Origin of the sequence: Streptosporangium sp. NPDC006930, assembly GCF_040635605.1 — a bacterium.
In the GTDB taxonomy this organism is placed as follows: Bacteria; Actinomycetota; Actinomycetes; order Streptosporangiales; family Streptosporangiaceae; genus Streptosporangium.
This window is the reverse complement of the sequence record NZ_JBEYID010000028.1, coordinates 34,476-61,188: the sequence shown is the minus strand read 5'-3', so window position 1 is coordinate 61,188 and position 26,713 is coordinate 34,476. Positions and strand designations below refer to the sequence as shown.

The window sequence follows — 26,713 nt, the reverse complement described above, 5'->3', positions numbered from 1 at the left end:
GTTACGGGACGATCCACCCTATGGAGGACCGGCATGCGGACAATTTAAGTGAGTGCGTGGCATATTCGCCACCTAGCTTATATATCCAGGTAACACGGCACCGCGAAGACGACTCCCCGCCGTATCGTGACCCCGCCCCAACGGATGGTCGATGGCCGCATCCCTCTTCGCTCGCTGGGCGGACAAGTAGCCATTCTCCGGCGCGTCCGTCGGCCGCGAGACCCGGTGTGGCGGCATCGCGCTCGCACCCTTTAACGTCCAATATGCTGGGCTGCGAGTGACAGGGAATCAGGGAGACCAGACGTGATAGGCGACGACGACATCTCCGGGTGATACCGGAAGTGATCGGCCACCGGCGGGCGCGTAGGAGCGCCGACGCCGTGGCCGCCTCTGTCGTCAGCCCATCGATCCCCGCCGGGCGGCTCCGACGCGCGCCCGCGTCCCATACGAGGTCCCTCGCATGTCCGATGTGTTCATCATCTGCTCGAACCTTTCCTTCTCCTGGCCCGACGACACCCCGGTCTTCCAGGACCTGTCCTTCACCGTGGGCGCCGGCCGTACCGGCCTCGTCGCACCGAACGGCGCGGGGAAGAGCACACTGCTCAAGCTGATCGCCGGGGAGTACCGGCCCGGCGGCGGAAGCGTGTCCGTCGAGGGCGTGCTCGGCTACCTTCCGCAGACCCTGCCGCTCACCGGCGACCTCATCGTGGCCGAGGTCCTGGAGATCGCTCCGGTGATCAGGGCCCTGGACGCCATCGAGTCCGGAGACACCGATGAGGAGCACTTCACCACGATCGGCGACGACTGGGACATCGAGGAGCGCACCCGTGCCCAGCTGGACCGGCTCGGCCTCGGGGAGATCTCCCTCACCCGGCGTCTGGGCACCCTCAGCGGTGGCCAGATCATCTCTCTCGGCCTGGCGGCACAACTGCTGAAGCGGCCCGACGTCCTGCTGCTGGACGAACCGACCAACAACCTCGACCTGGACGCGCGCCGCAAGCTCTACGACGTGCTGGAAGACTGGAACGGCTGCCTGCTGCTCGTCAGTCACGACCGGGCGCTGCTGGACCGCATGGACCGCATCGCCGAACTCGACCGGGGCGAGGTCCGCTCCTACGGCGGTAACTTCACCGCCTACGAGGAGTCCGTACGGGCCGCCAGGGAGGTCGCGGAGAAGAACGTCCGCAACGCCGAGCAGGAGGTCAAGCGGGAGAAACGGGAGATGCAGCAGGCCCGCGAGCGGGCGGCACGCCGGGCGAGCAACGCCGCCCGCAACCTCAAGGACGCCGGCCTGCCGAAGATCTTCGCGGGAACGATGAAGCGCGACGCCCAGGAGTCGGCGGGAAAGGCGGACGAGACCCACGCGGCGCGGGTCAACGACGCCAAGGCCCGGCTCGACGAGGCGGGCCGGGCGCTGCGCGACGAGCAGAAGATCACGCTGGAACTGCCCGGCACCAACGTCCCGGCGGGACGCACGGTCTTCCTCGGGAGGAGGATGCGGGTCCACTACGGTGCGCGGGAAGTGTTCACGGGAGAGGGCGCCGACCTCACGATCCGGGGACCCGAACGGATCGCGCTGACCGGCTCCAACGGCACCGGCAAGTCCACCCTGCTGCGTCTGATCAACGGCGACCTCGAACCGGAGGGCGGCCAGGCCAGGCGGGCCGACGGCCGGGTCGCCTATCTGTCCCAACGGCTGGACCTGCTCGATCCCGGCCGTACGGTGGCGGAGAACTTCGCCACGTTCGCCCCCGCGATGCCGCAGGACCAGCGGATGAACCTGCTCGCCCGCTTCCTGTTCCGTGGCTCCCGCGCTCACCTGCCGGTCGGGGTGTTGTCCGGCGGTGAGCGCCTGCGCGCCACTCTGGCCTGCGTGCTGTACGCGGAACCGGCGCCGCAGCTACTGCTGCTGGACGAACCGACCAACAACCTCGACCTGGTCAGCGTCGGCCAGCTGGAGAGCGCGCTCAGCGCCTACGAGGGAGCGTTCGTCGTGGTCAGCCACGACGAACGCTTCCTCTCGGAGATCAGGATCGACCGCTGGCTGCGGCTCTCCGAGGGCCGACTGCTGGAGACGGGACCTCCGACGGACTGAACGGTCCTCGCCTCCACGTCGTCACACCGGCTCCGTCGACCGGACCTTCTCGACCTCGTCGGCGGTGCCGCCCGCTCGGGCGGCGCCGCCCACCCCGGCGGGAGCGTCCTCCTGAGCGGAGCCGTCCCCCTCGGCGGAGGTGCCCTGAGCAGAACCGTCCGCGTGAACGGGACCATCCTCATGGCCGTCCGCATGAGCGGGGCCGTCCGCTCGGGCGGGCAGGAGCAGGGCGGTGATGATCACGATCACGGACAGCGCCGCACCGATGATGAAGGCCAACCGCATACCGCCGAGGGTGGCGAGCACCTCCGTGGCCCCCTCGGATCTCAGGACACCGGCCCGCGCGCTCATCACGGTGATCACAAGCGCGGTACCCATCGCCGCGGCGACCTGCTGCAACGTGCTCAGAATCGAGCTGGCGTGGGAGTAGAGCGGCGGCGGAACGGCCCCGAGCCCGAGGGTGAACACCGGCGTGAAGGCCAGGGCCAGGCTCACCATCAGCAGCGCGTGCAGACCGAGGAGCTGCCAGAACGGCATCGTCATCGTGATCTGAGTGAAGCCGGTGAGCGCGAGCGTGATCCCGATCGCACCGGGGATGACCAGCACCCGGCCGCCGAACCGGTCGAACAGGCGGCCGACGACCGGACCGAGCAGACCCATCGCGAGACCGCCCGGCATCACGAGGAGCCCGGTCTGCAGGGCGCTGAGCCCACGGACGTTCTGCAGGTACAGCGGCAGCAGGATCATCGAGCCGAGCATCGCCATGAAGGACACCGACATCAGGATCAACGCGACCGTATAGGTGCGGTAGCGCAGGGTACGCAGGTCGAGCAGCGGCACATCGCGCTTCTGCAGCGACACCTGGCGGAGGACGAAGACGAGAATGGCGAGCAGGCCCGCCGCCACGATCGTCACGGCGACGGCGACGTCACCGCCCTCGAACCTGCTGAGCCCGTAGACCAGGCCGCCGAAACCGGCGGCCGCGGTCACCACGCTCAACCAGTCGACGGTGCTGACCTCGGGCTCCCCGACGTTCTTGAGCTGCCTCAGGCCACCCCATGTGATCAGGGCGGCGATGGGGAGCACCACGGCGAACAGCAGCCGCCAGGACCCGAAATTAAGAATCACTCCCGAGACCGTCGGGCCCATGGCGGGCGCGACCGAGATGGCCAGGCTGACGTTGCCCATCACCCGGCCCCGCTCCGACCTGGGCACCACCTGCATCAATGTGGTCATCAGCAGCGGCATCATCACGGCCGTCCCCGACGCCTGGACGATGCGGGCGCCCAGCAACACCTCGAACGACGGCGCGACGGCGGCCAACGCCGTGCCGAGCAGGAACAGGCCCATCGCGGTGGTGTAGGCGCTGCGGGTGGACACCCGCTGCAGGAACCACCCGGTGATCGGAATGACGGCGGCCATGGTCAGCATGAAGGCGGTCGAGAGCCACTGCGCGGTCTGCTCGTTGATGTGCAACGCGTCCATCAGCTGCGGGATCGCGTTAATCATGATCGTTTCGTTGAGGATGACCACGAATGTGGCGAGCACCAACAGCCGGATCACGGGCGGGGTGCGACCTGAAACAGCGGTCGCGGACTTGGCTGGTGAGTCGAGCTGGAGGCTGGACACGGATCCTCAATCGGGGTTGTCGAACATGAGATCGGGGTCGTCGAACACGACGCGGTCATGGCTGGCGTCCCAGCCTCAGGTCTCACAAGACGTTGCGGTCATGCAGAGTTTGACCCACACCACCGACAAAACTCATCGGTCGCCCCCAGCATTCCCGCGAACAGTGCGACATGTCATCCGATTTTCGTCGGCGAACGACGCCCCACAGATGACGTGTCGATCGCGGCTGAGATGTGATCTCCTTACGCGAAGCTGGCCACGTGAGCATGGATGAACTGCGTCTTCGCGTTGAGGAGTTGTCCCAGCGGTTTGGGATCAACCCACCTGACGTGGTCCACGGCGAACCGCCCCAGGGAGCGGACTGCATCCTGAAAAGACGCGGCAAGAACTCCCTGATCGTCATCGGAGCCAGCTTCGACGCTCTGCCCAGGCAGATACAGGACGCGGATCTCGCATGGGCTGTCGCGCTATCCGACCGCACACGCGTCCGTAAGGAAGGTGTCTCAACTACGGCCTTGCTCGGCTTCGGCGTTGTGGCCGGCCTCGTTACAGCCCAGTTGATCTCCCCGTTCAGCTCGCCCATCCCCGCCACCGTGATGATGCTGATATGTCTCATCATGATCGGAATGCCGATCATGATGAGACAGCAGATCTACGCACTGGACCGCAGGGTGGCGGAGGTCTGTGGAGAAGAGATGCTCCATCGAGCCCTCACGTACTGGCAGGAGCGCCCGCCTCGAATGCGAGGCCTCTACTGGCTCGTGTCGAAGGTGCAACCTTCCATGGCGAAACGAGCTGCCCGGCTGGCTCCTGCGAATATGTGAGGGCGACCGGCGCTCCCCACCGCATGGGCAACACCGTCGGCATCGATCACGTCATCACCGTCACGATCGCCGAAGGGCCTGCCTCACCTCCATCAGGGCGAACCCCAGCAGGTTCAGCCCCGGCCACAGCTCCGGCCTCTCGGCTCGTTCGTCGTCGGCCGCCAGTCCGATCCCCCAGACACGATCGACAGGGCTCGCCTCCACCAGCACCCGCTCACCGGTGCCCAGCAGGAACTCCCGCAGATCGGCGTTCTGGCCGAACTTCGCGAAGTTGCCGCGAACTACCAGGTCAAAGCGGGCCGCCGTCCACTTCTCCTCGTCGAAGCCCCGCACACGCCGTCCGAGATCCTTGACCTGCCCCGGGTCATCGGCCACCACGATCGCCGCCGCGCTCTCCTCGTCACCGAACAGCCGCGCCTTGCCCGCCATCATGAAGTGCTCCGCCGTACGGTAGACCACGCCGTCCACCACGAAGTCCGCCGGCCACCACTGCGACAGGCACCCGGTCCCGACCCCTCCGGAACGCGGCGGCCGATGCCCCCAGAACATCAGGTACTTGATCCGCTCACCGCCCCGGGCCGCCTCGGCCAACCCCGCCACATCACGCGCCTCCACCGCCTTCACCATGCACGCACCCTCCCAAACCACCCAGGCCCGGCGCCAACCACTTTCCCAGGCGAAACCCCTCAGGCGACCGCAGCAGGGATGCGCACCGCGCTGATCAGGCGCGGCTCGTGGGGCGTGATTCAACAGGCCGCCCCGGACACCGAGCGCGTCCCTTCTCCTCGCATCGACTCGCTGAACGAACTGCCGGACAAGATACGCCGGCTCAACACCTCAGGACGGGGGTGGACGAGCCACGGTGCACCTCGCCCTCCAAAAGGTCGTTTCATACTGAGTCCCGCAAGTGGCGGAGGTAGATGATGCAGGCCAGGACATGCGGCCTTTGATGTAGATCGGTTCGGTCATGCCGGCATAGATCCACGCCCTGTCCTCGTCCTTGCTTGGTGACATCGCGAGGAGGACAGGTGGATCCAGGATTTGAGGCGGACTTCCGGGAGTTCGTCATCGATCGCTCAGGGGCGCTGTTCCGTACCGCGTATCTGCTGACCGGTGACCGGCACGCCGCCGAGGACCTGGTGCAGTCGGCGCTGGCGAAGACCGCCGCGAAGTGGCGCGGCCTGCGCGACACCGCGGCCATCGAGGGCTACGTCCGCCGCGTCATGTACCACGAGCAGGTGAGCTGGTGGCGGCGCCGTTCCCGCGTCGCGGAAGTGCCCACCGGATGGCTGCCCGACCAGATCGGCGGGGAGCACGCCGAGATGGTGAACCTTCGCCTGGTGATGCGTACGGCTCTCGCTCGGCTGACACCCCGGCAGCGGACCATTCTCGTGCTCCGTTACTTCGAGGACCTGTCCGAGACCGAGATCGCCCGGCTGCTCGACCTCAGGGTGGGATCGGTCCGCAGCCAGATTTACCGGTCGTTGGAGCGCCTGAAGAAGGCGGCGCCTGAGCTGAGCACCGTAAGGGAGTTGGGATGAACATCGAGGATCTGCTGCGCGAGACTCTCTCCGACATGGCCCGTGAGGAGCAGCCTCCCCCGCCTGGTCGGTTCCTCCACGTCAATGGGAGCCGATACCGTCGCCGCAGCCTCGCGCTGGTGGCGGCGGCAGCCGTCACCGTGCTGGCGATCGGGTCCACTCTTGCGGTTCAGGGCCTGTCCTCACGGACGACGGCCCCCGAGGTTCTCACCGGGCAGGGCTCCGGCGAGACACGTGCGGAGACCCGAATCACCGTGACAGTGAACGAAGGAGAGCGGCTCTCCCGTGTCTTGAAGGATCTGTCGACCGCCACCGGCAAGCCGCTGAAGGAGTTCGAGCGGGCCGCCGGGGACGGTGAGGCGCTCGGTCTTCCCGACTACGCCAAGGGCATGCTGGAAGGATTCGCCTTTCCCTCGACCTATGAGATCTCGCCCACGTCGAGCGCCGACGAGATCCTCGCCGCGATGGTGACACGCTTCAATCGCGCCGCCGAGGACGGCAACCTGGTGGACGGTGCCAGGCGTGTCGGCCGTACGCCACTGGAGATCCTGACCGTCGCCAGTATCGTCCAGGCCGAGTCGACCAGCAGGCGCGACATGCCCAAGATCGCGCAGGTCATCTACAACCGGCTGAACCACACGCCCGAGATGAATCTGCAGTTGGACAGCACGGTCCTGTACGGCCTGGACAAACTCGGCATCAGGACCTCGAACGAGGATCTCAAGAGCCGGTCGCCGTACAACACCTATGCGCACCGCGGCCTGCCGCCCGGTCCCATCGGAAACCCGGGCACCGACGCCATCGAAGCCGCCCTGAAGCCGGCAGCCGGCCCCTGGTTGTTCTTCGTGACGACCGACCCGAAGAAGGGCATCACGAAGTTCGCCGACTCCGAATCCGAGTTCTTCAAGCTGGTCGAGGAATACGACAAGAACCTCGGGACCGGGTAATGGATCGGCGCGCCGCAGTCCTCGGCTCACCGATCGGGCAAGCCGCCTCTCCTTGTACCTCCATCGGATCGCGACGACGGAGTCGCTGCTCGGCCTCGTCATCGAGGCTTTCGAAGGCACCGAACACGCCGAGCTCTATCCGAACATCATCGGTTTTCGCGAACCCTGGGACGGCTCGCACCTGCGGCCCGGTCGTCACACACTGACCATTCGCGGATCCTCTGGCGACTTCCACACGGGCGTTGATTACACACTCGTCGTCGAGGCCGGGCCACAAGCATGAGTGCACCCTGAGATTTCAACGAATGGCCGATGAAGCCCAGCGACTATCACCTCGCCTACAGGTGCCGTCCGGCAAAGTGATGTATGAGTTGCTCTCCGAGTAATCCTTTTCCGCAGGTTAAGCGGCAAGTAGCTGCGGTGTGCCACATCCCTTTGGCAAAGAGGGGAGCACTGAAAGTATCACGGCTCTTCGCAGATGAGGTGTAGTCGAGGTCTGTCGGTTTCCGAGGTCCGTCCGCACGGTTTTTCACGCTCGGGCGCACTCCTGTGCGCGCGACGAGACGTGCGCCGGGGAAGGAGCTATGAACCGTCGTTGCCATCGCGCAGGGAATGGATCATCCCCTGCAGGATCCGGAACGCGCCTGACTGCTCGGCCTCGGTCATGCCGGCCAGCATTCTGACCTCGACGGACCGGACCGCTACGGTCGCCTTCTCGAGGCTCCGTCGACCGCGAGGCGTGAGCCGCGTGGGAAGAACCTTCCCGACAGGTGCCTCCGCAGGCCTGGTCACGTAGCCTTCTCGTTCCAGGGCCTGGAGCAGCACGTTCATCGACTGCCGTGTCACAAACGCGCCCCGCGCGAGCTCTGAGTTCGACAAGCCCGGTCGTTGAGCCAGCAGCTCGAGGCAGGAGTAGCGCGTCACGCTCATCCCGAGCGGCCGCAGCACCTCCTCCATGGCTGCGCGCAGGGCGCTCGACGCCTCTTTCAGCAGGTAGCCCAGTGATTTGTCCAGGTCGACGCCTGCACCGTTTTGACTCATGTCAGCATTCTGACATAGATTGACGTGTGTCAGAATGCTGACACGCAAAGAAGGAGCGTCGTCATGCCCGCCACCGGCCCCGACTTCATCTCGCTGCAAGCGCGTGACCTCGACGCTTCGCAGGCGTTCTACGAGCAGTACCTCGGCCTCGTCCGCTCGCAGGCCGGACCTCCGCACGCCGTCGTCTTCGAGACGAAGCCGATCGCGTTCGCACTCCGCGACGTCGTTCCCGGCACCGATCTCACATCCGTTGCTCAACCCGGCATCGGTGCCGCGATCTGGCTCCACGCCACAGACGTCCAGGCCATTCACGATGCTCTCGTCGCCGACGGGCACACCATCGTCTCCGCGCCGATTGACGGCCCCTTCGGTCGAACATTCACCTTCGCCGACCCCGACGGCTACCAGATCACTCTCCACGACCGCACCTGACAGGCCGAACGCCACCCGCTCCCCGAAGACCGCGGTGGCACCTACAGATTCGAGAATCCGGGCGACACTCGTTGGCTCCTCGCAGTTGACGGCGTCGGCCAGTCAGGTGCGGTCGTGGAGAGTTCCTGTGCGGTCGTCCTTGGCGGCGTGAAGCAGGGCGTCGATTTCGGCATGGACGCCGTACCCGTTCGACCACGCCGATGATGCCCTGCGGACCTGGTGGCGGACCTGGTGGCGGACAGGGTGAACGGCGTGGCCGTGCTGCGGGTCGGTGCTTGGCCGGGGTTCGGCTAGGCCTTGCGGGCCAGGCCGCCGTAGTAGGTGTGGTACAGAAGGGCGCTCTTGTCGAAGAAGCTCGGCTCGGCACGCCACTCGGGGAGCGGGACGAGGCCCGGTTCGACCAACTCGAAGTCGCCGAAGTACTCCGTGATCTCGTCCGTGGTGCGCCAGCGGCCGGTGCCGAGGTTCTCGTTGAAGAGCTTCTCGACCGTCGTGGCCTGCTGGGACGCCGCCGGGTGCGCCTCACCGGGATTACAGAAGTGCGAGATCGCCACGAAGCTGCCGGACACCAGCGGGGCGCGCAGCGTGGCCGCCACTCCCGCGGGATCGTCGTCGTCGTGCAGATGGTGCAGGATGCTCAGCATCAGCAGCCCCACCGGCTCGCTGAAGTCGATGAACTTCTTGACCTGATCGTTCTCCAGGATCGACCGTGGGTCGCGAGCGTCCGCCTGGATGACCGTCGTGCTGTCGTCGGAGGCGAGCAGCGCTCGCCCGTGGACCAGCACCATGGGGTCGTTGTCCACGTAGACCACCCGGGCCGCCGGATCGACCTCCTGCGCCACCTGGTGCACGTTGCCCTGGGTGGGCAGGCCAGAGCCGATGTCGATGAACTGCCTGATCCCCGCCTCGGCCGCCATGTGGTGCACGACCCGCCGCAGAAAGGCCCGGTTGTCCTGCCCGGCCTGCTGGGCTCCCGGGGAGATCTTCATCGCCGCCTCGGCGACCTGCCGGTCGATGGCGAAATTGTCCTTCCCACCCAGGAACCAGTCGTAGACCCTCGCGATGCTGGGCTTCGTCGTGTCGATCTCCGCAGGCAGCTGACCCTTGTTCAGCGTCGCCTCGTTCACATCCTCGCCGCGTTCGGACACCTCGCCACCTTCGCTCCGCTCGGGGGCCCCACTTGATCGCGGGGGACTGGGCAGATAATAACCCCGAATCCCTCCAAGAGCAGGTATATAGCGACAAGCCCATCCATAAGCACTGGAATCATGATGCGCCGATAGCTCTAAGGAACCGCAAATCACCCAATCAGCCAGCTTTCCCTATACGTATCGTCAGCCTCGGCGCGATCAGGGTGGTGGCGTCACCCCCCGTCCACCACCTCCGTGGACGCGACCCCGGGGGCTGCCGCAGGGGCGGACAGGGCCGCGCGACATCCGGCGGTCGCCCCTCACCGGACGAGCCCGACGAGCCCGACGAGCCCGACGAGCCCGACGAGCCCGACGAGCCCGACGAGCCCGACGAGCCCGACGAGCCCGACGAGCCCGACGAGAGGGAGTGTGCCCCACCGCGGAAGGTGCCGTGACGGCGCCGAGCGGGTTGTGGGCCATCACAACGAACGTCCCCCCAGTGTTGGTGTGCGGGCCTAAGACACTCGTCGCACGCTCTGGCAGCCTCGATCTCAGCGGTTGAACGAACTTCGTCGAACGATCCGGCCGCGTCTTTTCCGGCCACGTCAACGATGGTTTCCGACCGCATATCCAGAAGGAGGAGATCGTGGGCTTCGACGAGCGGAACGCACGCGGCGGCGGATGGCCTCGCCCCGTGATCCCCCGAATCGGGGCTCGGCTCAGTTACGCCCTCCACCCTCTCCTCGTCGCGAATCCCCTGTACCGGAGGTTCGGAGCCTGGCTCGAACGCAGGCAGCGGGCCTATCGCTGGTTCACCCGCGCGGAGCGGGTGGCGAAGGAACAGCTGTACGGATGCCGCATGTGCGGTCAGTGCGCGTTGCCCGACACCGGCTACACCTGCCCGATGACCTGCCCGAAGCAACTGCGCAACGGCCCGTGTGGTGGGGTGTCCGCCTCCGGCCGCTGTGAGGTCCATCCCGATCTGGTCTGCGTCTGGGTGACCGCGATCGAGCGGGCGCAGGGCGGTGGGCACGGCGCCGACCTCGACCTGCTGCAGCGTCCGGTCGATCACCGCGAGTGGGACCGCAGCTCGTGGGTGAACTACTGGCAGGGCCGTGATGACGGACTGGGGGTGGCGCCCGGCGCGGATGATCCCCGCCCGCTGCTGCGACGCGAGCTGGGGTTGAGTCCGCGATGAGCGTCCAGCCACCTGGAGGTGGGCTGCGTGCCGCGTTCGCCGCCGGCAGGTTCGCCGTCACCGCCGAGATCGGCCCGCCCAGAGGGGCCGACGCGGAGGCGGTCACGCGTAAGGCGGAGCTCCTGCGGGGCTGGGTCGACGCCGCGAACGTCACCGACAACCAGGGGGCGAACGTCCGGATGTCGAGCTTGGCGGGCAGCCTGCTCGCCCAGCGCGCCGGGGTCGAGCCGGTGATGCAGCTGACCTGTCGCGACCGCAACCGCCTTGCCCTGCAGTCGGACCTCCTCGCGGCGGGTGCCCTCGGTATCCCGAACGTGTTGCTGCTCACCGGCGACCACCCCCGGTTCGGTGACCATCCCGAGGCCAAGCCGGTTTTCGACCTCGACGGTGTGCAGCTCGTCTGGACCGCGCGAACTCTGCGGGACGACGGCGTGCTCATCTCCGGCAGGACCGTCTCCTCCCGTCCTGCCTGGTCGATCGGCACGGTCGAGAACCCGTTCGCGCCTCCGCTGGGGTTCCGTGCCCGCCGGCTGGCCAAGAAGGTGGCCGCGGGTGCGGAGTTCGTCCAGACGCAGTACGTGTTCGACTTCGAGGTGTTCGAGCGGTGGATGGCCGAGCTGCGGGATCTCGGCGTCACCGAACGCTGCAAGATCATCGCCGGTGTCGGCCCCATCCGCTCGCTGCGTGCCCTGGAGTACATGCGCACCTCCGTTCCCGGCGTGCATGTTCCCGACCACGTCGACCGGAGGTTGCGCGGGGTACCCGCCGACCGGGTCGCCGAGGAGGGGATCCAGATGTGCGTGGAGACCGTGCAGCGGCTCGCCACGATCCCCGATGTCGCGGGCGTCCATCTCATGGCGCTCGGCTACGAGCACGGCGTGCCCGACATCCTGCGGCGGGCCGGTGTCCCCCGGCCGCCGACCGCGCTTTCCGATCACAACCGCCACCACTCCATGGAGGGCATCGGTCATGCTCGTTGACTTCCGGCCTCACTCCAAACTCAGCGGCACGAGTCCCCTGGACCTGATGACCTCGCTCGCGCCCGTCGTCGAGGCGTTGCGGGAGGGCTCCACGGACCTCGACAAGGTCCGGTTCGTGTGCGACTGGGTCCAGTACAAGTCGAACTTCCGCGAGGTGGTCGACGTCCGGCCGATCCTGCCGTGCCCGCAGCCGAGCGCGAGGCCCGGCCCCGCCATCGTTCCCCTGGGCACCAGGGACGACGCCGTGGAGATCGCCGTCGACGTACGGCGCAGTGCCGTCATCTCCCTTGAGGAGGTCACCGCGGCGCTGCGGCGGGGGAGCGCGAACGGCCGCGTCCTGCTGGAGGACTGGGGACCCGGCAGCCGCAGCTGCGTCTGGGACTTCAACGCCCGCTACTGGAAGGACCTGGACCTCTGGGAGAAGTCCACCGGGCGAGGGTACGAGCAGGCACTGCCGGGCGGTGAGAGTGACGCGCACAACCGCGACGCCGCGCGCGATGTGATCGGTGATCTCTTCGAGGTCTGGGATGTGCTGGCCGACGGCGACGCCCTGCCCGAGGAGCTCTATGTCGTCGAACTCGGGGTGGGCAACGGCAGCCAGGCGAAGGTCTTCCTGGACGAGTTTCGCGCCCTCGACGCCGAGCACGGGCGCGGCTACTACCGGCGCCTGCACTACATGATGTGCGACTACTCCCAGCATGTGCTCGATCTGGCCCGCGAGGCGGTCGGTGAGCATCGGGCGCGGATCAGCTCGTTCGTGCTCGACGCGACGATGCCGTGCACCTCGCTCGGCTTCCTGAAGTACAAGGTCTTCCTCGTCTACGTCTCCAACGTCTACGACAACCTGCCGACCGACGAGGTCGCCCAGCTGGGCGGCCGAACCTACCGGGTGGAGACCCGTGCCTACCTCGACGACGCCACCGTGGCCGAGCTCGCCGGGTCGGTGGGGGCCTCGGTGGGCGAACTGCCGGCCCTGGTGCACCGGCTGCTGCGGCTGGGGCCGGGGCTGCTGGCGGAGACCGACCCCACCCGTTTCGCCGACGTGGACGCCGCCGTCTCCTTCTGGCGGACGGTGTGGGGCATGGTCAGGCTGGAGGAGCGGTACGTCCCGCTGGCCGGCCTCGACCTCTACTCCCTCGCGCCGTCCATGAGCGGGGAGCTGCTGCGGCCCCTGCTCGAATCCGGCGCCGACATCCGCATGCACGTCAGCAACGGGGCGGTGGCGAGCTTCGCCGACAGCCTGCGACTCCTGCATCCGTTCGGCAGGCTCGTCTGTCATGACCTGTTCGTCACCGACGTACAGGCCTATCGAACCAACTTCCGGGGCCCGGGGAAGTACGAGGGGTCCGTCGTCAACTGGGTGAATGGACCGCTGCTGGCGCATGTGGGCCGGCGTAACGGCTTCGACGTGCACTACGCGCCCTTCGCCCATCGGGCGGGCGGGAACATCGTCACGATGACGGCGCAGGTGAGGGACTGATGTCCGCGCTCCACCACGCCGACCTCATGGGCCGCCTGCCCCTGCTCCCCACCAGCGTCGTGGGCTCCTACCCCGTTCCCGAGTGGATGGAGCGGTTGAAGACCGACTACTACCGCGGCCGGATGAGTTACGCGCAGCTCCAGGACCTGCACGACATGGCGATCAAGGCGGCACTTCGTGACCAGGAGATCGCCGGCATCGACATCGTGTCCGACGGCGAGCTGCGCCGCGACAACGACATCGACTACTTCCTCGCCAGGATGCCGGGCATCGACATCCCGCGGACGTCAAAGGACTTCTACTTCGACTACTACGAGGCCAGGGTCACCGAGCGGCTTCCGCTCGCGGTCACGGCACCGCTGATGCTGGCCGACGACTTCTCCTTCACCACCGAACAGACCTCGGATCCGGTCAAGTTCTCCTTCACCGGGCCGTTCTCGCTCTCGCGGCGGGTGCGGAACGAGGCGTACGACGATCCCGGCGATCTCGTGATGGCGATTGCGCGCGTGCTCAACGCCGAGGCGCGTGCCCTGGCCGAGCGCGGCGCGCGGCTGCTGCAGATCGACGAACCCTTCCTGGCCGGCTACCCCGGCGAGGTGGAAACGGCGATCAAGGCCGTCAACGTCGTCACCGAGGGTGTCGACGTCACCTGGGCACTGCACGTCTGTTACGGCAACCGCTACGCGCGCCCCTCGTGGGAGGGCCACTACGACTTCCTGTTCCCCGCCGTGCTCGACGCCGACGTGGACCAGCTCGTCCTGGAGTTCGCGCGCAAGGGGTACGCGGACCTGCCGGTGATCGACAAGTTCGGCTGGGACCGCACGATCGGGCTGGGCGTCATCGACGTCAAGTCCCCCGACGTGGAGACCCCGGAGGCGGTCGCGTCCAGGATCCGGAGCGCGCTCGACCTCGTTCCCGCCGACCGGCTGGTCGTCAATCCCGACTGCGGGCTACGGAACGTCTCCGCGCCTGTCGCCAGGGCGAAGCTCGCGGCCATGGTCGCCGGCGCCGCCATGGTGCGAACCGAACTGACCGGTGCCGCCACAGGGCGGACCGAACCGACCGGCGCCCCCACGGTGCGAACCGAACCCACCGGCGCCCCCACAGGGCGGACCGAGCTGACCGGCGCCGCCCACCACCTGAACCCGCTCGAACCATCGCCCGAGGAGCCTGAGCAATGACCCAGCTGGGAATCGACGACGACTACGTGTTCACCTCCGAGTCGGTGACCGAGGGACACCCCGACAAGATCGCCGACGCGGTGTCGGACGCCGTGCTGGACGCGGCGCTGACCCTTGATCCCCACTCCCGGGTCGCCTGCGAGACCCTGATCACCACCGGCATGGTCGTCCTGGCGGGAGAGATCACCGCCCCGCGATCGCTCGACTACACGCAGATCGTCCGGGACACCGTGAACGGGATCGGGTACGACGACGGGGCCTACGGCTTCGACGGCCACTCGTGCGCCGTTCTCGTGGCGCTGGACAAGCAGTCACCCGACATCGCGCAGGGCGTCGACCTGGCGCACGAGCATCGCCGCGACCGCTCCGGCGACGAGTTCGACCGAGCCGGCGCCGGTGACCAGGGAATGATGTTCGGCTACGCCACCGACGAGACCTCCGAGTTCATGCCGATGCCGATCGCGCTGGCGCACCGCCTGTCCCGCAGGCTCGCCGCGGTCCGTAAGAACGGGACCCTCGGCTACCTACGCCCGGACGGCAAGACGCAGGTGTCGGTGCGCTACCAGGGCGACGTCCCGGTCGGCGTGGAGCAGGTCCTGATCTCGACCCAGCATGCCGAGGAGGTCTCCCTGGAGCAGATCCGCGAGGATCTCTGGCGGCACGTCGTCACCCCTGAGCTGCCGGCCGAGCTGTACGACGCCGACGCGCTCCACCGGAGCCTGCTGGTCAACCCCACCGGCAGGTTCGTGATCGGCGGCCCGGTGGGTGACGCGGGACTCACCGGACGCAAGATCATCGTCGATACCTACGGGGGATTCGCCCGGCACGGCGGCGGCGCCTTCTCCGGCAAGGACCCCTCGAAGGTGGACCGGTCCGCCGCCTACGCGGCGCGTCACGTCGCCAAGAACGTGGTCGCCGCCGGTCTCGCCCGCCGGGCGGAGGTGCAGGTGGCGTACGCCATCGGGGTGGCCCGGCCGGTGTCGGTGCTCATCGAGACGTTCGGCACCGAGCGGGTGAGCCGTTCGCTGATCCGGACGCTGGTGGCCGAGCACTTCGACCTGCGGCCCGCCGCCTTCCGTAGATATCTCGGACTGCACAGTCCCATCTACCGCCAGACCGCCGCCTACGGACACTTCGGGCGTACGGACCTCGACCTGCCGTGGGAGCGGACCGATCGGGCCGACGCGCTCCGCCGGGCCGCCGCGCTGTCCGCCGACGCCGTCCCCGCGACGCTGTGACCGGGACGGACCCCGACGTCGGCCGGCTGGTCGTGTCCTGCACCGACCGGCCGGGCATCGTCGCCTGCGTCTCATCGTTCCTGTACCGGCGCGGAGCCAACATCGTGCAGTCCGACCAGGACTCCACCGGGCCCGCGGGCGGCCGGTTCTTTCTGCGCATCGTGTTCCACCTGCCCGGGCTGGACAAGGAACTGCCCCGGCTGGAGCGCGAGTTCCGGCAGGAGGTCGCGGCGCGGCTCGGCGCGGACTTCCGGTTCCGCGCCGCCTCCGTGCCGACCCGGGTGGCGCTCTTCGTCTCGCGGTACGACCACTGCCTGCTCGACCTGCTGTGGCGGGCCCGCCGGGGCGAGTTGCCCATCGAGGTGTGTCAGGTGGTCTCCAACCACCCGGACCTCGCCGACGAGGTGTCCTCGTTCGGGGTGGCGTTCGAGCACATACCGGTGACCAGGGCGACCAAACCGGAGGCCGAACGGCGCCAGCTCGACCTCCTGCGGGGCAACGTCGACCTGGTGGTCCTCGCCCGCTACATGCAGATCCTCTCGGGTGACTTCCTGGACCGGATCGGCGTACCGGTGATCAACATCCACCATTCCTTCCTGCCCGCCTTCGCCGGCGCCGGGCCGTACGAGCAGGCGAAGGAGCGCGGCGTGAAGATCATCGGGGCGACCGCGCACTACGCCACCGAGGAACTCGACGAGGGGCCGATCATCGAGCAGGACGTCGTCCGGGTCTCGCACCGCGAGAGCGCGCGCGAGCTGACGCGGCGCGGCGCCGACATCGAGCGGACCGTACTGGCCAGAGCCGTGACCTGGCACTGCGAGGACCGTGTCCTGGTGAACGACCGCACCACGATCGTCTTCTGACCTGGCCGGCCCGCAACAGAATCCACACACCGAGGAGTAACCGTGCCCCCAGGGACCATCGCCGTGGTCGGATCGATCGCCACCGATCATCTGATGCACTTTCCCGGCCGCTTCGCGGACCATCTCGTGGCCGACCGGCTCGACCGGGTGTCGCTGAGCTTCCTGGTCGACGATCTCGTCGTCCACCGTGGCGGGGTCGGCGCGAACATCGCCTTCGGGATGGGGGTCCTGGGGCAACGGCCGGTGCTGGTGGGAGCGGTGGGCGCCGACTTCGCCGACTACCGGGCGATCCTCGAACGACACGGCGTCGACTGCGGCGGTGTCCTCACCGTCGAGACGGCCCACACCCCGCGCTTCACCTGCACGACCGACGACGACCAGTGCCAGCTCGCGTCGTTCTACCCGGGGGCGATGACGGAGACGAAGAACATCTCACTCGCCCCGATCGTGGAGCGGTACGGCGTCGAGCTGGTGCTGGTGGGCGCGAGCGATCCGGACGCGATGGTCGCGCAGACCGAGGAGGCCAGGGCGCTGGGCGTACCGTTCGCCGCCGACCCGTCGCAGCAGCTCCCCCGCCTCGACGGTGACCGGTGCCGGGCCCTGGTCGACGGCGCCCGCTACCTGTTCACCAACGAGTACGAGCTGGAACTGCTGATCCGCAAGACCGGCTGGGACGCCGACGAGATCACCGGCCGGGTCGGCCTGCGGGTGACCACCCTGTCCGACCGGGGTGTGGAGATCGCCGGGCGCGACGGCACCGCGCTGCACGTCGGGGTGGTGCCGGCCAGGACGATCGCCGACCCGACCGGCGTCGGCGACGGGTTCCGTGCCGGTTTCCTCGCCGGTGGGAACGGCGGGCTGGGGCCGGAGCGGGCCGCTCAGCTGGGGGCGCTCGTCGCCACGCTGGTGCTGGAGACGAACGGCGCCCAGGAGTGGGTGATCGACGCCGACACCGACGTGGCCCGCCTGCGCGAAGCCTACGGTGAGGAGGCGGCGGCTGACATCGAGCCGGTGCTGCGTGCCGCCCTGACCTGAGACGGTGCCACGTTCTCCCCGCCGCGTAGTCTTGTCGTGGCGCACCCTGTGCGCCACGAAGTGCGAGGAGATGCGGCATGCGAAGCATCGGGTACGTCGGCGTGCGGTCCGCGTCGGCGGAGGACTGGCTGGATTTCGGCCCGCGCGTCTTCGGCTTCGAGACCTACCGGCTTCCTGACGGCACGGTCCGGGTGCGCTGGTGCGACCGCTCGCACCGCCTCGCGATCCACCCGGGTGACTCCGACCGGCTGCTCTATCTCGGCTGGGAGATCGGCGCCGAGGAGACGCTGGAGGACGTCGCGGCACACCTGACCGCCGCCGGGTTCGAGGTGACGGCGGGTTCGGCACGGCTGGCGGCGGCGCGCTCGGTCGAGCGGCTCATCTCCTTCGAGGACCCCTTCGGCCTGCGGCACGAGTTCTTCGTCGGCCAGGAGGAGACGGCGGGCTCCTACCGGGGGCACCGGCCGACGTCACGGACGGTCACCGGGGTGCTCGGCCTGGGCTTCGTCGTGCTGCGGTTACCGGACCTCCAGCGGGGGCTCGACTTCTATGCCGACGTGATGGGCATGAAGGTGTCCGACGCGATCAACCTCGGCGCGCACCTCGGCGAGATGTGGTTCCTCCGGTGCAATCCTCGCCACCACAGCATCGCCCTGCTCAACGGGGGCGAGACCCTCGGCCTGGAGCACCTGATGATCGAGGCGACCACGCTGGAGGAGGTGGAGATCGCCTGGGACCTGGCCAGGAGTGAGATGGACGCCTTCGTCAGCCCCGGACGCCGGCTGTCGGACAACATGTTCCTGTTCCGCGTGCGCACCTCCACCGGCTTCAACCTCTGTTACGGGTGGGGTGCGACCCAGGTCGACGACGAGGAGAGCTGGATCCCGCGTTACATCGACTCGTCGACCGGCGCCGGCATCGTCTATTCCGCCGCCGCCGCCGTGACGGCGGCCGATCCGTCCCCTGAGGCCGGGCGCCGGAGGCCCGGCACGGACCTCACATGATCTCCCCGCCGAGGGCCCGGAGGTCCGGCACGGACCTCACATGATCTCTCCGCCGAGGGCGTCGATGATCTCCAGGGCCACCTGCGCGGCGAGGCGGTCGCGATAGGTGTTCAGGTCCAGTCCGGTGATCTCCTCGATCCGGTGGATCCGGTAGGTGACCGTGTTGGGATGCACGTGCAGCAGCTTCGACGCGCGTTGCGGGCTGTTGTTCTCCCGGAAGTAGCACATCAGCGTGGAGATGAGCTCCGAGTGGTGCTTCTTCTCGTGGCGCAGCACCTCGCCGAGGATGTCCGCGGCGAACTCGTGCAGCGTCTCGATGTCGGGTACCTGGAGCAGCAGGCGGCTGATGCCGAGCTTGTCGAAGGCGACCACGGCGCCGCGCCGGCCGAGCCGCCGGATCACCTCGTTGGTCCGCCGCGCCTCCTCGTACGAGCGGGCGATGTGCGCCGGTTCGCGGAACGCTCCACCGACGCCGATGGAGACGCCGACGTCGGGGAAGAGCGCTCCGAGTCGTTGCACGCACAGGGTGCCGAGCTGCTCCGCCCGGGTGGTCGAGCCCGGCGTGGCACTCTCGGTCAACACCACGACCACCTCGTCCGTGCGTACGGAGGTGATCGCGCCCGGGGACTGGGCGACGAACAGGCGGGCGGTCGCGCCCGCGGCGCGGTCGGCGATGAGGACGCTGCGCTGGGGGTCGCCCGTGGGCGGTTCGAGGATGACCGACAGGACGCGGTGGTCACGCTCGGTGTCGTAGCCGAGGTGCTGCGCCCAGCGCACGACCTCGTCGTTGTCGCGGCCCGACCCGGACAGCAGCCCTTCGACGAGGTCGTCACGCACCTGGCTCGCCGCCGAGACGATGACGCGCTCGCGGGCGAGGATGACCCCGCAGATCGTCGCGGCGTGCTCGGCGACCAGCAGGTCGATGTCCTCGCCCTGGTCGGGAACCGCCTCGACGAGCGAGACGAGATAGGCGGGCACGGTGTCGCCGACGAAGATCGGGGCCACGACGCGGGCTCGGCCGCGCGCCGGATCGGGCAGCCGGAGCGGGTGGCGGGACTTGCCGGCGTTGGCGAGCATGTGCGCCAGCCGGGGGTGGATCAGGTGGTCGTGAACGTACTGGATGGCGCTGTCGTCGCTCTGGCCGGGTGAGGCCGCGGCGAGGATGCCCAGCTTCTGGCTGATGATGGCCACCGTCACGTCGGTCCGGTGGGCGACGAGGTGGGCGACCGTGCCGATGTCGGCGTCCTGGAGGACCAGGCCGGACAGCCGGCGGTAGATCTCCACCAGGTCACGCAGGGTCCGGTTCTCCTGGCTGATCTCGGTGGACCCGCTGGTGACACTGGTGAGGCCGGTTAACGACGAGTCTGCGGCCATGTGCGAATCCTAAGGTCGAACGCCGGGGTTGCCATGTGTGTGACGACAAAGAGTACGTCTCCATCCTGTGCTGCGGCACACAGTGCTACCTCGCCCTGTCGGCTATACGTGGTAACCGGCCCACACCTGCGGCCGTCCGACCGTGACGGCATTTCGGGTGGTCACCGCCTTGCGACGGGTGCCCGGTAACGATCCCGAAACCGCCCATTTACGCAACGGCTCCCTCTTGACGCCCAGGTAACCGCAGGGCAGCATGGCGTTTACAACTATTGCACATTTTGTCCCATTATCGGACAACAGCGCAGTGGATCGATGTTGCACGAACGGAGCCGGCGAGTGTTTCGCCCGGCTCCGCGCACCCTTCGTTCCACGTAGCGCTGGACGGAGGTGGCGGTGAGCGCAGGCATGGTAATTCGCCGGCTCGGCGGCGGTCTGCTGGTCTTGTGGCTTGTTTCGATTCTCACCTTCCTGCTGGTACAGCTGATTCCCGGCGACCCGGCGGAGGTGGTCGCCGGCGAGAACGCCACCGTGGCCGAAGTGGCCAGGATCCGCGTCGAACTCGGCTTGGACAAACCCGTCCTGGAGCGGTACTTCGACTGGTTCTCCGGCGTCCTGCAGGGAGATCTCGGCAACTCGTTGTTCACCAACAGATCCGTCGCGGACACGATCATCGAGGCGGCGCCGCCGACCGTGGTCATCACCCTGGTGGCGATCATGATCGCCGTCGTGCTCGGTGTGACGGTCGGCATCTTCGCGGGCCTCACCCAGGGAAGCTGGATCGACCGGACCGTCTCCGCCCTCGCCACCCTCGGCATCGCGATGCCGAGCTTCTGGCTCGCGATGGTGCTCGTGTCCGTGTTCGCGCTGGCCAACCCCTGGTTACCCGCGACCGGATACGTCGACTTCAGGGAGGGGTTCGGGGAGTGGCTCTCCTACGTGATCCTCCCGTCCACGGCGCTCGGGGTGGCCACGGCGGCGGAGCTCGCCAGGCACACCCGAGGCTGTGTGGCCGACGTGCTCACTCGCCCGTACGTGCGCACGGCACGGGCCAGAGGCGCCTCGGGCATGTGGCTGGTCCGGCGGCACATCCTGCGTAACGCGGCCATCCCCGTGGTGACCGTGCTCGGCCTGCAGGCCGGCCGGCTCCTCGGCGGAGTCATCGTGGTGGAGGCCGTGTTCGGCATCTCAGGACTCGGCTCCCTCGCCATCAACTCGGTGCTGCAACGGAACTATCCGATGATCCAGGGCTACGTCCTGTTCAGCGCCGTCATCGTGGTGGCGATCAACCTCATCGTGGACCTGGCCTACGGCTGGATCAACCCGAAGGTGCGTACGGCATGACCATGGCCACCCGGAGCGCCCGTCCGCGACATGTCCTCCGCTCGATCCTGCGCCGACCATCCAGCGCGGTCGCCGTCGGATTCGTCGTCATCCTCGTCTTCTTCGCGGTCGCCGGGCCTCTCGTCTACCCGCACGACCCGGAGGCCCAGGATCTCGGCAACAGGTTCGCCGACGTCAGCCTGACGCATCTGCTCGGCACCGACGAGTTCGGCCGTGACGTCGCGAGCCGGATCATCCAGGCGTCGCGCATCGCCGTCGTCGCCCCACTTATCTCGGTGGGCGTCGCGTTGCTCATCGGCCTGCCGCTCGGGCTGTGGGCCGGTGTGCGCCGCGGTGTCGTCGACAGCGTCACGGGCCGGCTCGCCGACACGATCCTCAGCCTCCCCGCCCTCGTCGGGGCGCTGGCCATCGTCGCCGTGCTCGGCCCGGGGCTGGTCAACGCGATGCTCGCGATCGGCATCATCTTCTCCCCCGGCCTGTTCCGCGTCGTACGCGGGGCGACGATGTCCGTGGCGGAGGAGACCTTCGTGGACTCGGCGGTGGCGATCGGCTCGTCCACCCGGCGAACCCTCTGGGTGCACATCCTGCCCAACATCGCCGCTCCGCTGCTGGTCCAGGTCACGATCCTGATGGGCGTCGCACTCCTGGTCGAGGCGAGCCTGAGCTTCATCGGTCTCGGAGTCCAGCCACCCGACGCGAGTTGGGGCTCGATGCTCAAGGCCGCGTACACCAACCAGTTCCACTCACCCTTCTCGGTGGTGCCGCCCGGAATCGCGATGGTGCTGACCGTACTCGCGTTCAACACGATCGGTGACTCGATCCGTGACGCCGTCGGACTCAGGAGGCGTACATGACAGCAGGACCGGCACAGCGAAGCGACGCCACCGAGCCGCTGCTCTCCGTCGAGGGCCTCACCATCGATCTGCCCGGCGGCTCCAGACAGCCCGGCCTGGTCGAGGACGTCACCTTCGAGGTGCGCAAGGGCCAGGCGGTCGCGCTGATCGGCGAGTCCGGCTGCGGCAAGTCGCTCACCTCCATGGCGATCCTGGGCCTGTTGCCCGCGGCCGTCCGGGTCTCGGCGGGCTCGATCCGCTTCGACGGGGTGGACCTGCTCACCTGCGACCGGCGGCAGCTTCGCCGGATCCGCGGCGGACCGGTCGGCATGGTCTTCCAGGAGCCGATGAGCAGCCTCAACCCCACGATGACCGTCGGCGACCAGATCGCCGAGGTGCGAAGGCTGCACCTGGGCGAGCGGCGGTCGGTCGCGCTCAAGCAGGCGGGACAGCTGCTGAGCCGGGTCGGCATCCCGAACGCCGAACGCAGGCTCAGGTCCTACCCGCACGAGATGAGCGGCGGCATGCAGCAACGCGTCATGATCGCGGCCGCCATCGCCTGCGACCCGAAGCTGCTGATCGCCGACGAACCGACCACCGCCCTCGATGTCACGATCCAGGCCGAGATCCTGGAGTTGCTGCGCGACCTGCGACGCGACCTCGATCTGGCCGTCCTGCTGGTCACGCACGATCTCGGCGTGGTCGCGGACTTCTGTGACGACGTGGTCGTCATGTACGCCGGTCACGTCGCCGAGCGAACCCCCGTCGACCGGCTCTTCTACGATCCTCGGCACCCGTACTCCAGCGCGCTGCTCGCCGCCGTACCGCAGGCGGGCCGGGCCAGGACCGGTCTGACGGTCATCCCGGGCAGGGTCCCGTCCGCCGGTCAGTTCCCCGAGGGCTGCCGGTTCGAGCCTCGCTGCGTGCACAGCGTCGAGGACTTCTGCCGACGACCACAGGCCGACACGATCATCGGCGACGAACGCCACACGCGATGCGGACGCGTCGCCTCCGGCGACCTGATTCTGAAGGGGGCCGTCCGTGGCTGAGGATCGTGTGGTTCTGCGCGTGCGCGACCTGAGCAAGTCGTTCCCGCTGCGCCGCGGCCTGCTGGGCCGGACGCTGGAGAGCGTCCAGGCCGTCGACGGAGTCAACCTGGAGGTACGGGCCGGTACCACGGTCGGCATCGTGGGCGAGTCCGGATCGGGCAAGACGACGGTGGGCCGGCTGATGGCCCGGCTGCTCAAGCCCGACCGGGGCACGGTCGAGGTGGAGGGCAAGGACGTCAGCAGGGCGCGCGGCAGCGAGCTCAAGGAGATGCGCGGCAAGCTCCAGGTCATCTTCCAGGATCCGTACGGCGCGCTCGACCCGACCAAGACGATCGGCCACGCCATCGCCGAACCGCTCCTGGTACACGGCCGGATCGGCCGGGGCCAGATGCGTGAGCACGCCGCCCAGCTGCTCGGCCGGGTCACCCTCGATCCGGCGTTCGTCGACAGGTATCCGGACGAGCTGTCCGGTGGGCAGCGGCAGCGGGTCTGCATCGCCCGCGCGCTGGCGCTCTCGCCGAGCGTTCTCGTCGCCGACGAGCCGACCTCCGCGCTGGACCTGTCCACCCGCTCGGAGATCCTCAACCTGCTGCTGTCCATCCAGGAGGACACCGGGCAGGCGGTGGTCCTCGTGTCCCACGACTTCGCCACGGTCAGACACCTGTCGCACCGGATCGCGGTGATGTACCTCGGCCGGATCGTCGAGGAGGGGACCGCGGAGCAGATCGCCACCGACCCGCGGCACCCGTACACCAAGGCGCTGCTGTCGGCGGTGCCGGTGCCCGATCCCGACGTGCAGCGCTCGCGGCGCCGCACCGTGCTGCGCGGCGAGCTTCCCGATCCGGCGAACCCCCCTTCGGGCTGCCGCTTTCGCACCCGCTGCCCGGTCGTCCAGGACGAGTGCTCTCGCCTGGACCCACCCCTGTTGCAGATCGGCGCCGAGCACAGGGTCGCGTGCATCCTGCACCGGCCACCGCCGAACGACGCGCCGGTCGGCGAGCCCCAGGAGACCTCGCGATGAGCGCCTCCCGAGTCTCAGGGGGCTCAGAAGCCTCAGGAGCCCTGCACGGGATCCGCGTCGTCGACTTCGGTCACCACGTCGCAGGACCGCTGGCCGCGCTCATGCTCGCCGACCAGGGGGCCGACGTCGTGCACGTCGACCGTCCGGGCGTCACTCCCCCGGTCGACGACGCGTTCTTCAACCGGGGCAAGCGGCGCATCAGCCTCGACCTGAAGGACGCGGCGGACCTGGGCGTCGCCCGCGACCTCGTCCGGCGGGCCGACGTCCTCGTCGAGAACTTCCGGCCAGGGGTGATGGACCGGCTCGGGCTCGGCTGGGAGGAGTCGCGCGCCGGCAACCCACGGCTCGTCTACTGCTCGATGCCCGGCTTCGCGGCCGACGATCCGCGCGCCGGTGTCCCCGGCTGGGAGGGTGTCGTCGCGGCCGCCACCGGCAACTGCCGGATCCGGGCCGGTCACGCGCCGGACGGCTGGGACGACACCCGGCCGACCTACACGGCGGTACCCGTCGCGTCCAACTTCGCGGCGTTCTGCGGCGCCTTCGCGATCGTGGCGAGCCTCACCACCCGGCACCGCACCGGACGGGGTGACCGCGTCGAGGTCCCGCTGTTCGACGCGATGTTCGAGGCCATCGGAGGGAGCGGCGCCTACCCGCTCGCGCAGGGGCTGCCGCCGGATCGGGCGATCAGTTCCAACGGCAGTGGCACGTACCGCTGCGCGGACGACAGGTATGTGCAGTTCAACCCGATCGGCGCGACGCCCCGCTTCCTCACCTGGTTCCTCGACGCGGCCGGGGTGACGGCCTGGACGGGCGAGGGCCTGACCGACCGCGCCCGGATGGATCGCGACCCCTCGCTACGCCGGCTGCTGCACGACCGGCTCACCGCGCTGTTCCAGACCCGCCCGGCGGGCGAATGGGAGGAGCTCGCCAACGCGGCGGGCGTCCCGCTCGCCGCGGTCAGGACGCTGGGCGAGTGGCTGGAGAGCGACCACGCGCTCGCCTCCGGGCAGGCCGTCGTGGTCGACGATCCGGAGCTCGGCGCGACGGTGATGCCCGGCTCCGCGGTGTGGCTGTCCGCCACCCCCGCGCTGCCCGGCAGGCCGCGGCACCTGCCCGGCGCGGACCGCGCGGAGATCCTCGCCGAACTCACGTCGCCGTCCGCCGGTTCGCCGCGCGACGAGCCGGCGGGCGGCGAGCCGATGGGGAGCGAGCCGGCGCACGACGAGCCGGCGGGGAGCGAGGACGAGCCGGTCTGTCTGCCCTACGAGGGACGGCGGGTCGTCGACCTCACCCAGATTCTGGCCGGGCCGAGCGCGGGACGGATCCTCGTCGAGTTCGGCGCCGACGTCGTCAAGATCAACTCACCGCAGCGGCGCGTCGGCGCGCACGGGTTCGTCAACCGTGGCAAGCGGACGGTCCTCGTGGATGTGAAGTCGAGCCAGGGCCAGCAGATCCTCTGGCGCCTCATCGACGACGCGGACGTGCTGACCCACAACTTCCCCGAGCGGACCGCCGAACGCTACGGCCTCGGCTACGAGCACGTCCGGGCCCGCCGCCCCGACATCGTCTACGTCTCCGTCAGCTGCTACGGCCACGGCGGGCCCTGGACCGGCCGCCGGGGGTACGAGACCCAGGGGCAGGCCGCGACCGGGATCATGGCCAGGACGGGCGGCGACGGCCGACCGGCCGTGCTGGGCCCGTACAACCTCCTGGACTACGGCACCGGCGCGATGGCCGCCTTCGCGAGCGCGGTGGGTCTCCACCATCGCGAGCTGACCGGAGAAGGCCAGCAGGTGCGCACCTCCCTCACCCAGACCGGCGGCTACCAGCAGGCGAGGTTCGCGGTGCGCCCCGCACCCGGGCTCCCGGCCGCGACGCGAGGCCGGCACCGCCCCGCGGCCGAGCCGTGCGGGCCGTCGGCTCTGGGGGTCGACCCGTGGCACCGGTTCTACCGGGCGGCCGACCGGTGGTTCTTCCTCGGGGCGACCCGGGGGAGCCTGCCGACGCTCCGCGAGGTCCCCGGCCTGGAGGAGGCCCTGTCCGGCCTGGACGGGTCCGACGAAGACGCGGTGGCCGAGGCCCTGGAGACCGCCTTCCACGCCGGCACCGCCCGCGAATGGACCGACCGCCTCACCGCGGCGGGGCTGGGCGCACACCCGGTCACGACCCTCGCGGAACTGATGACCGACCCGTGGGCCCGATCGAGAGGGCTCACCGTCAGCCAGATCTCCGAGGAGGTCGGCGAGGTGGTGATGCCCGGCATCGCCATCCGGGTGCACGGCAACCCGCCGCGCCTGGGCCACCCGGTACGCCGGCCAGGCGCCGACGCGCGCGAGGTGCTGGGCCGGATCGGGCTCGCCGACTCGGCCGAGGAACTCGAGGCGGGCTGGGCCGTGCAGATGACCGCGCTGCCCCCTGGCTGGGACCACTTCTGACCGCCGACCGGCAACCGAACAGCACATCCCAGGCCCGCTGAG

General features: G+C 68.8%; 25 protein-coding genes. 20 read left to right on the top strand and 5 right to left on the bottom strand.

Translation table 11 applies throughout. The features are described 5' to 3' along the window. Positions 1–460 precede the first annotated feature (460 nt). Positions 461–2,095 (top strand): ribosomal protection-like ABC-F family protein, encoded by a 1,635-nt coding sequence (gene abc-f, locus ABZ664_RS34600; protein WP_362519824.1) that lies wholly within the window; start codon positions 461–463, stop codon positions 2,093–2,095. Between the two features lie 21 nt (positions 2,096–2,116). Here the strand turns inward: abc-f and ABZ664_RS34595 are convergent, their stop codons facing one another. Beyond that, complete coding sequence (locus ABZ664_RS34595) at positions 2,117–3,724, bottom strand: MDR family MFS transporter (RefSeq protein ID WP_362519821.1); 1,608 nt, start codon at positions 3,722–3,724, stop codon at positions 2,117–2,119. A 260-nt stretch (positions 3,725–3,984) separates the two neighbouring features. On the opposite strand from ABZ664_RS34595, the gene ABZ664_RS34590 reads away from it, so the two are divergent. Then, a complete protein-coding gene (locus tag ABZ664_RS34590; protein ID WP_362519818.1) occupies positions 3,985–4,548 on the top strand; it encodes a hypothetical protein in 564 nt (187 codons plus the stop codon). A 60-nt stretch (positions 4,549–4,608) separates the two neighbouring features. Here the strand turns inward: ABZ664_RS34590 and ABZ664_RS34585 are convergent, their stop codons facing one another. Beyond that, complete coding sequence (locus tag ABZ664_RS34585) at positions 4,609–5,097, bottom strand: NADAR family protein (protein ID WP_362519994.1); 489 nt, start codon at positions 5,095–5,097, stop codon at positions 4,609–4,611. Positions 5,098–5,576: 479 nt separating this feature from the next. On the opposite strand from ABZ664_RS34585, the gene ABZ664_RS34580 reads away from it, so the two are divergent. From ABZ664_RS34580 to ABZ664_RS34570, 3 genes are read left to right on the top strand one after another with little or no spacing between them, the layout of a single operon-like run. Next, the gene (locus ABZ664_RS34580; protein WP_362519815.1) at positions 5,577–6,089 is read left to right on the top strand and encodes a SigE family RNA polymerase sigma factor; all 513 of its coding nucleotides are present in this window, start codon (positions 5,577–5,579) and stop codon (positions 6,087–6,089) included. Next, positions 6,086–7,036 carry an endolytic transglycosylase MltG gene (mltG, locus tag ABZ664_RS34575; RefSeq protein ID WP_362519812.1) on the top strand — a complete coding sequence of 317 codons (951 nt, stop codon included), beginning with the start codon at positions 6,086–6,088 and terminating at the stop codon, positions 7,034–7,036. Before ABZ664_RS34580 ends, mltG begins: the two co-directional genes overlap by 4 nt. A gap of 52 nt (positions 7,037–7,088) precedes the next feature. Then, entirely contained in the window at positions 7,089–7,319 is a 231-nt protein-coding gene (locus ABZ664_RS34570) for a hypothetical protein (RefSeq protein WP_362519809.1), read from the top strand. A 299-nt stretch (positions 7,320–7,618) separates the two neighbouring features. On the opposite strand, the gene ABZ664_RS34565 is transcribed toward ABZ664_RS34570, so the two are convergent. After that, positions 7,619–8,077 carry a MarR family transcriptional regulator gene (locus ABZ664_RS34565; RefSeq protein ID WP_362519806.1) on the bottom strand — a complete coding sequence of 153 codons (459 nt, stop codon included), beginning with the start codon at positions 8,075–8,077 and terminating at the stop codon, positions 7,619–7,621. A 63-nt stretch (positions 8,078–8,140) separates the two neighbouring features. Between ABZ664_RS34565 and ABZ664_RS34560 the strand changes: the two genes are divergently transcribed. Next, on the top strand, positions 8,141–8,509 hold the full coding sequence (locus tag ABZ664_RS34560; RefSeq protein WP_362519803.1) for a VOC family protein: 369 nt from the start codon (positions 8,141–8,143) through the stop codon (positions 8,507–8,509). 290 nt (positions 8,510–8,799) lie between these two features. Here the strand turns inward: ABZ664_RS34560 and ABZ664_RS34555 are convergent, their stop codons facing one another. Continuing rightward, the gene (locus ABZ664_RS34555; RefSeq protein WP_362519800.1) at positions 8,800–9,657 is read right to left on the bottom strand and encodes an SAM-dependent methyltransferase; all 858 of its coding nucleotides are present in this window, start codon (positions 9,655–9,657) and stop codon (positions 8,800–8,802) included. A 209-nt stretch (positions 9,658–9,866) separates the two neighbouring features. Between ABZ664_RS34555 and ABZ664_RS34550 the strand changes: the two genes are divergently transcribed. The 9 genes from ABZ664_RS34550 (at position 9,867) to ABZ664_RS34510 (ending at position 18,618) form a co-directional block, all read left to right on the top strand. Then, positions 9,867–10,094, top strand: a complete 228-nt coding sequence (locus tag ABZ664_RS34550; protein WP_362519797.1) for a hypothetical protein — start codon at positions 9,867–9,869, stop codon at positions 10,092–10,094. Positions 10,095–10,333: 239 nt separating this feature from the next. Continuing rightward, positions 10,334–10,837 carry a methylenetetrahydrofolate reductase C-terminal domain-containing protein gene (locus ABZ664_RS34545; RefSeq protein ID WP_362519794.1) on the top strand — a complete coding sequence of 168 codons (504 nt, stop codon included), beginning with the start codon at positions 10,334–10,336 and terminating at the stop codon, positions 10,835–10,837. Next, the gene (locus ABZ664_RS34540; protein ID WP_362519791.1) at positions 10,834–11,817 is read left to right on the top strand and encodes a methylenetetrahydrofolate reductase; all 984 of its coding nucleotides are present in this window, start codon (positions 10,834–10,836) and stop codon (positions 11,815–11,817) included. Before ABZ664_RS34545 ends, ABZ664_RS34540 begins: the two co-directional genes overlap by 4 nt. Beyond that, positions 11,807–13,297, top strand: a complete 1,491-nt coding sequence (locus tag ABZ664_RS34535) for a hypothetical protein (protein ID WP_362519788.1) — start codon at positions 11,807–11,809, stop codon at positions 13,295–13,297. The genes ABZ664_RS34540 and ABZ664_RS34535 overlap by 11 nt, the downstream gene beginning before the upstream one ends. Beyond that, positions 13,297–14,478 (top strand): hypothetical protein, encoded by a 1,182-nt coding sequence (locus ABZ664_RS34530; protein ID WP_362519785.1) that lies wholly within the window; start codon positions 13,297–13,299, stop codon positions 14,476–14,478. Before ABZ664_RS34535 ends, ABZ664_RS34530 begins: the two co-directional genes overlap by 1 nt. Continuing rightward, complete coding sequence (metK, locus tag ABZ664_RS34525) at positions 14,475–15,716, top strand: methionine adenosyltransferase (RefSeq protein ID WP_362519782.1); 1,242 nt, start codon at positions 14,475–14,477, stop codon at positions 15,714–15,716. Before ABZ664_RS34530 ends, metK begins: the two co-directional genes overlap by 4 nt. Next, complete coding sequence (gene purU, locus ABZ664_RS34520; protein WP_362519778.1) at positions 15,713–16,579, top strand: formyltetrahydrofolate deformylase; 867 nt, start codon at positions 15,713–15,715, stop codon at positions 16,577–16,579. The genes metK and purU overlap by 4 nt, the downstream gene beginning before the upstream one ends. Positions 16,580–16,621: 42 nt before the next feature. Further along, complete coding sequence (locus tag ABZ664_RS34515; protein WP_362519775.1) at positions 16,622–17,614, top strand: carbohydrate kinase family protein; 993 nt, start codon at positions 16,622–16,624, stop codon at positions 17,612–17,614. Positions 17,615–17,691: 77 nt separating this feature from the next. Beyond that, positions 17,692–18,618: a VOC family protein gene (locus ABZ664_RS34510; protein WP_362519772.1), complete on the top strand. Its 927-nt coding sequence runs from the start codon at positions 17,692–17,694 to the stop codon at positions 18,616–18,618. Between the two features lie 36 nt (positions 18,619–18,654). Here the strand turns inward: ABZ664_RS34510 and ABZ664_RS34505 are convergent, their stop codons facing one another. Then, positions 18,655–19,992, bottom strand: coding sequence for a helix-turn-helix domain-containing protein (locus ABZ664_RS34505; protein ID WP_362519769.1), 1,338 nt, complete (start codon positions 19,990–19,992; stop codon positions 18,655–18,657). A gap of 393 nt (positions 19,993–20,385) precedes the next feature. On the opposite strand from ABZ664_RS34505, the gene ABZ664_RS34500 reads away from it, so the two are divergent. From ABZ664_RS34500 to ABZ664_RS34480, 5 genes are read left to right on the top strand one after another with little or no spacing between them, the layout of a single operon-like run. Then, complete coding sequence (locus ABZ664_RS34500) at positions 20,386–21,333, top strand: ABC transporter permease (protein ID WP_362519766.1); 948 nt, start codon at positions 20,386–20,388, stop codon at positions 21,331–21,333. Then, on the top strand, positions 21,330–22,187 hold the full coding sequence (locus ABZ664_RS34495) for an ABC transporter permease (RefSeq protein WP_362519763.1): 858 nt from the start codon (positions 21,330–21,332) through the stop codon (positions 22,185–22,187). The genes ABZ664_RS34500 and ABZ664_RS34495 overlap by 4 nt, the downstream gene beginning before the upstream one ends. After that, positions 22,184–23,215 (top strand): ABC transporter ATP-binding protein, encoded by a 1,032-nt coding sequence (locus tag ABZ664_RS34490; protein WP_362519760.1) that lies wholly within the window; start codon positions 22,184–22,186, stop codon positions 23,213–23,215. Before ABZ664_RS34495 ends, ABZ664_RS34490 begins: the two co-directional genes overlap by 4 nt. Beyond that, positions 23,208–24,236 (top strand): ABC transporter ATP-binding protein, encoded by a 1,029-nt coding sequence (locus tag ABZ664_RS34485; protein ID WP_362519757.1) that lies wholly within the window; start codon positions 23,208–23,210, stop codon positions 24,234–24,236. Before ABZ664_RS34490 ends, ABZ664_RS34485 begins: the two co-directional genes overlap by 8 nt. Then, positions 24,233–26,671 (top strand): CoA transferase, encoded by a 2,439-nt coding sequence (locus ABZ664_RS34480; protein WP_362519754.1) that lies wholly within the window; start codon positions 24,233–24,235, stop codon positions 26,669–26,671. Before ABZ664_RS34485 ends, ABZ664_RS34480 begins: the two co-directional genes overlap by 4 nt. Positions 26,672–26,713 lie beyond the last annotated feature (42 nt).

Coding starts and splice junctions, on each gene's coding strand:
- ABZ664_RS34490 (WP_362519760.1), top strand. CDS start 22,184: ATGACAGCAGGACCGGCACAGCGAAGCGACGCCACCGAGCCGCTGCTC.
- ABZ664_RS34585 (WP_362519994.1), bottom strand. CDS start 5,097: ATGTTCTGGGGGCATCGGCCGCCGCGTTCCGGAGGGGTCGGGACCGGG.
- ABZ664_RS34505 (WP_362519769.1), bottom strand. CDS start 19,992: ATGGCCGCAGACTCGTCGTTAACCGGCCTCACCAGTGTCACCAGCGGG.
- abc-f (WP_362519824.1), top strand. CDS start 461: ATGTCCGATGTGTTCATCATCTGCTCGAACCTTTCCTTCTCCTGGCCC.
- ABZ664_RS34495 (WP_362519763.1), top strand. CDS start 21,330: ATGACCATGGCCACCCGGAGCGCCCGTCCGCGACATGTCCTCCGCTCG.
- ABZ664_RS34480 (WP_362519754.1), top strand. CDS start 24,233: ATGAGCGCCTCCCGAGTCTCAGGGGGCTCAGAAGCCTCAGGAGCCCTG.
- mltG (WP_362519812.1), top strand. CDS start 6,086: ATGAACATCGAGGATCTGCTGCGCGAGACTCTCTCCGACATGGCCCGT.
- ABZ664_RS34530 (WP_362519785.1), top strand. CDS start 13,297: ATGTCCGCGCTCCACCACGCCGACCTCATGGGCCGCCTGCCCCTGCTC.
- ABZ664_RS34510 (WP_362519772.1), top strand. CDS start 17,692: ATGCGAAGCATCGGGTACGTCGGCGTGCGGTCCGCGTCGGCGGAGGAC.
- ABZ664_RS34565 (WP_362519806.1), bottom strand. CDS start 8,077: ATGAGTCAAAACGGTGCAGGCGTCGACCTGGACAAATCACTGGGCTAC.
- ABZ664_RS34560 (WP_362519803.1), top strand. CDS start 8,141: ATGCCCGCCACCGGCCCCGACTTCATCTCGCTGCAAGCGCGTGACCTC.
- ABZ664_RS34535 (WP_362519788.1), top strand. CDS start 11,807: ATGCTCGTTGACTTCCGGCCTCACTCCAAACTCAGCGGCACGAGTCCC.
- metK (WP_362519782.1), top strand. CDS start 14,475: ATGACCCAGCTGGGAATCGACGACGACTACGTGTTCACCTCCGAGTCG.
- ABZ664_RS34540 (WP_362519791.1), top strand. CDS start 10,834: ATGAGCGTCCAGCCACCTGGAGGTGGGCTGCGTGCCGCGTTCGCCGCC.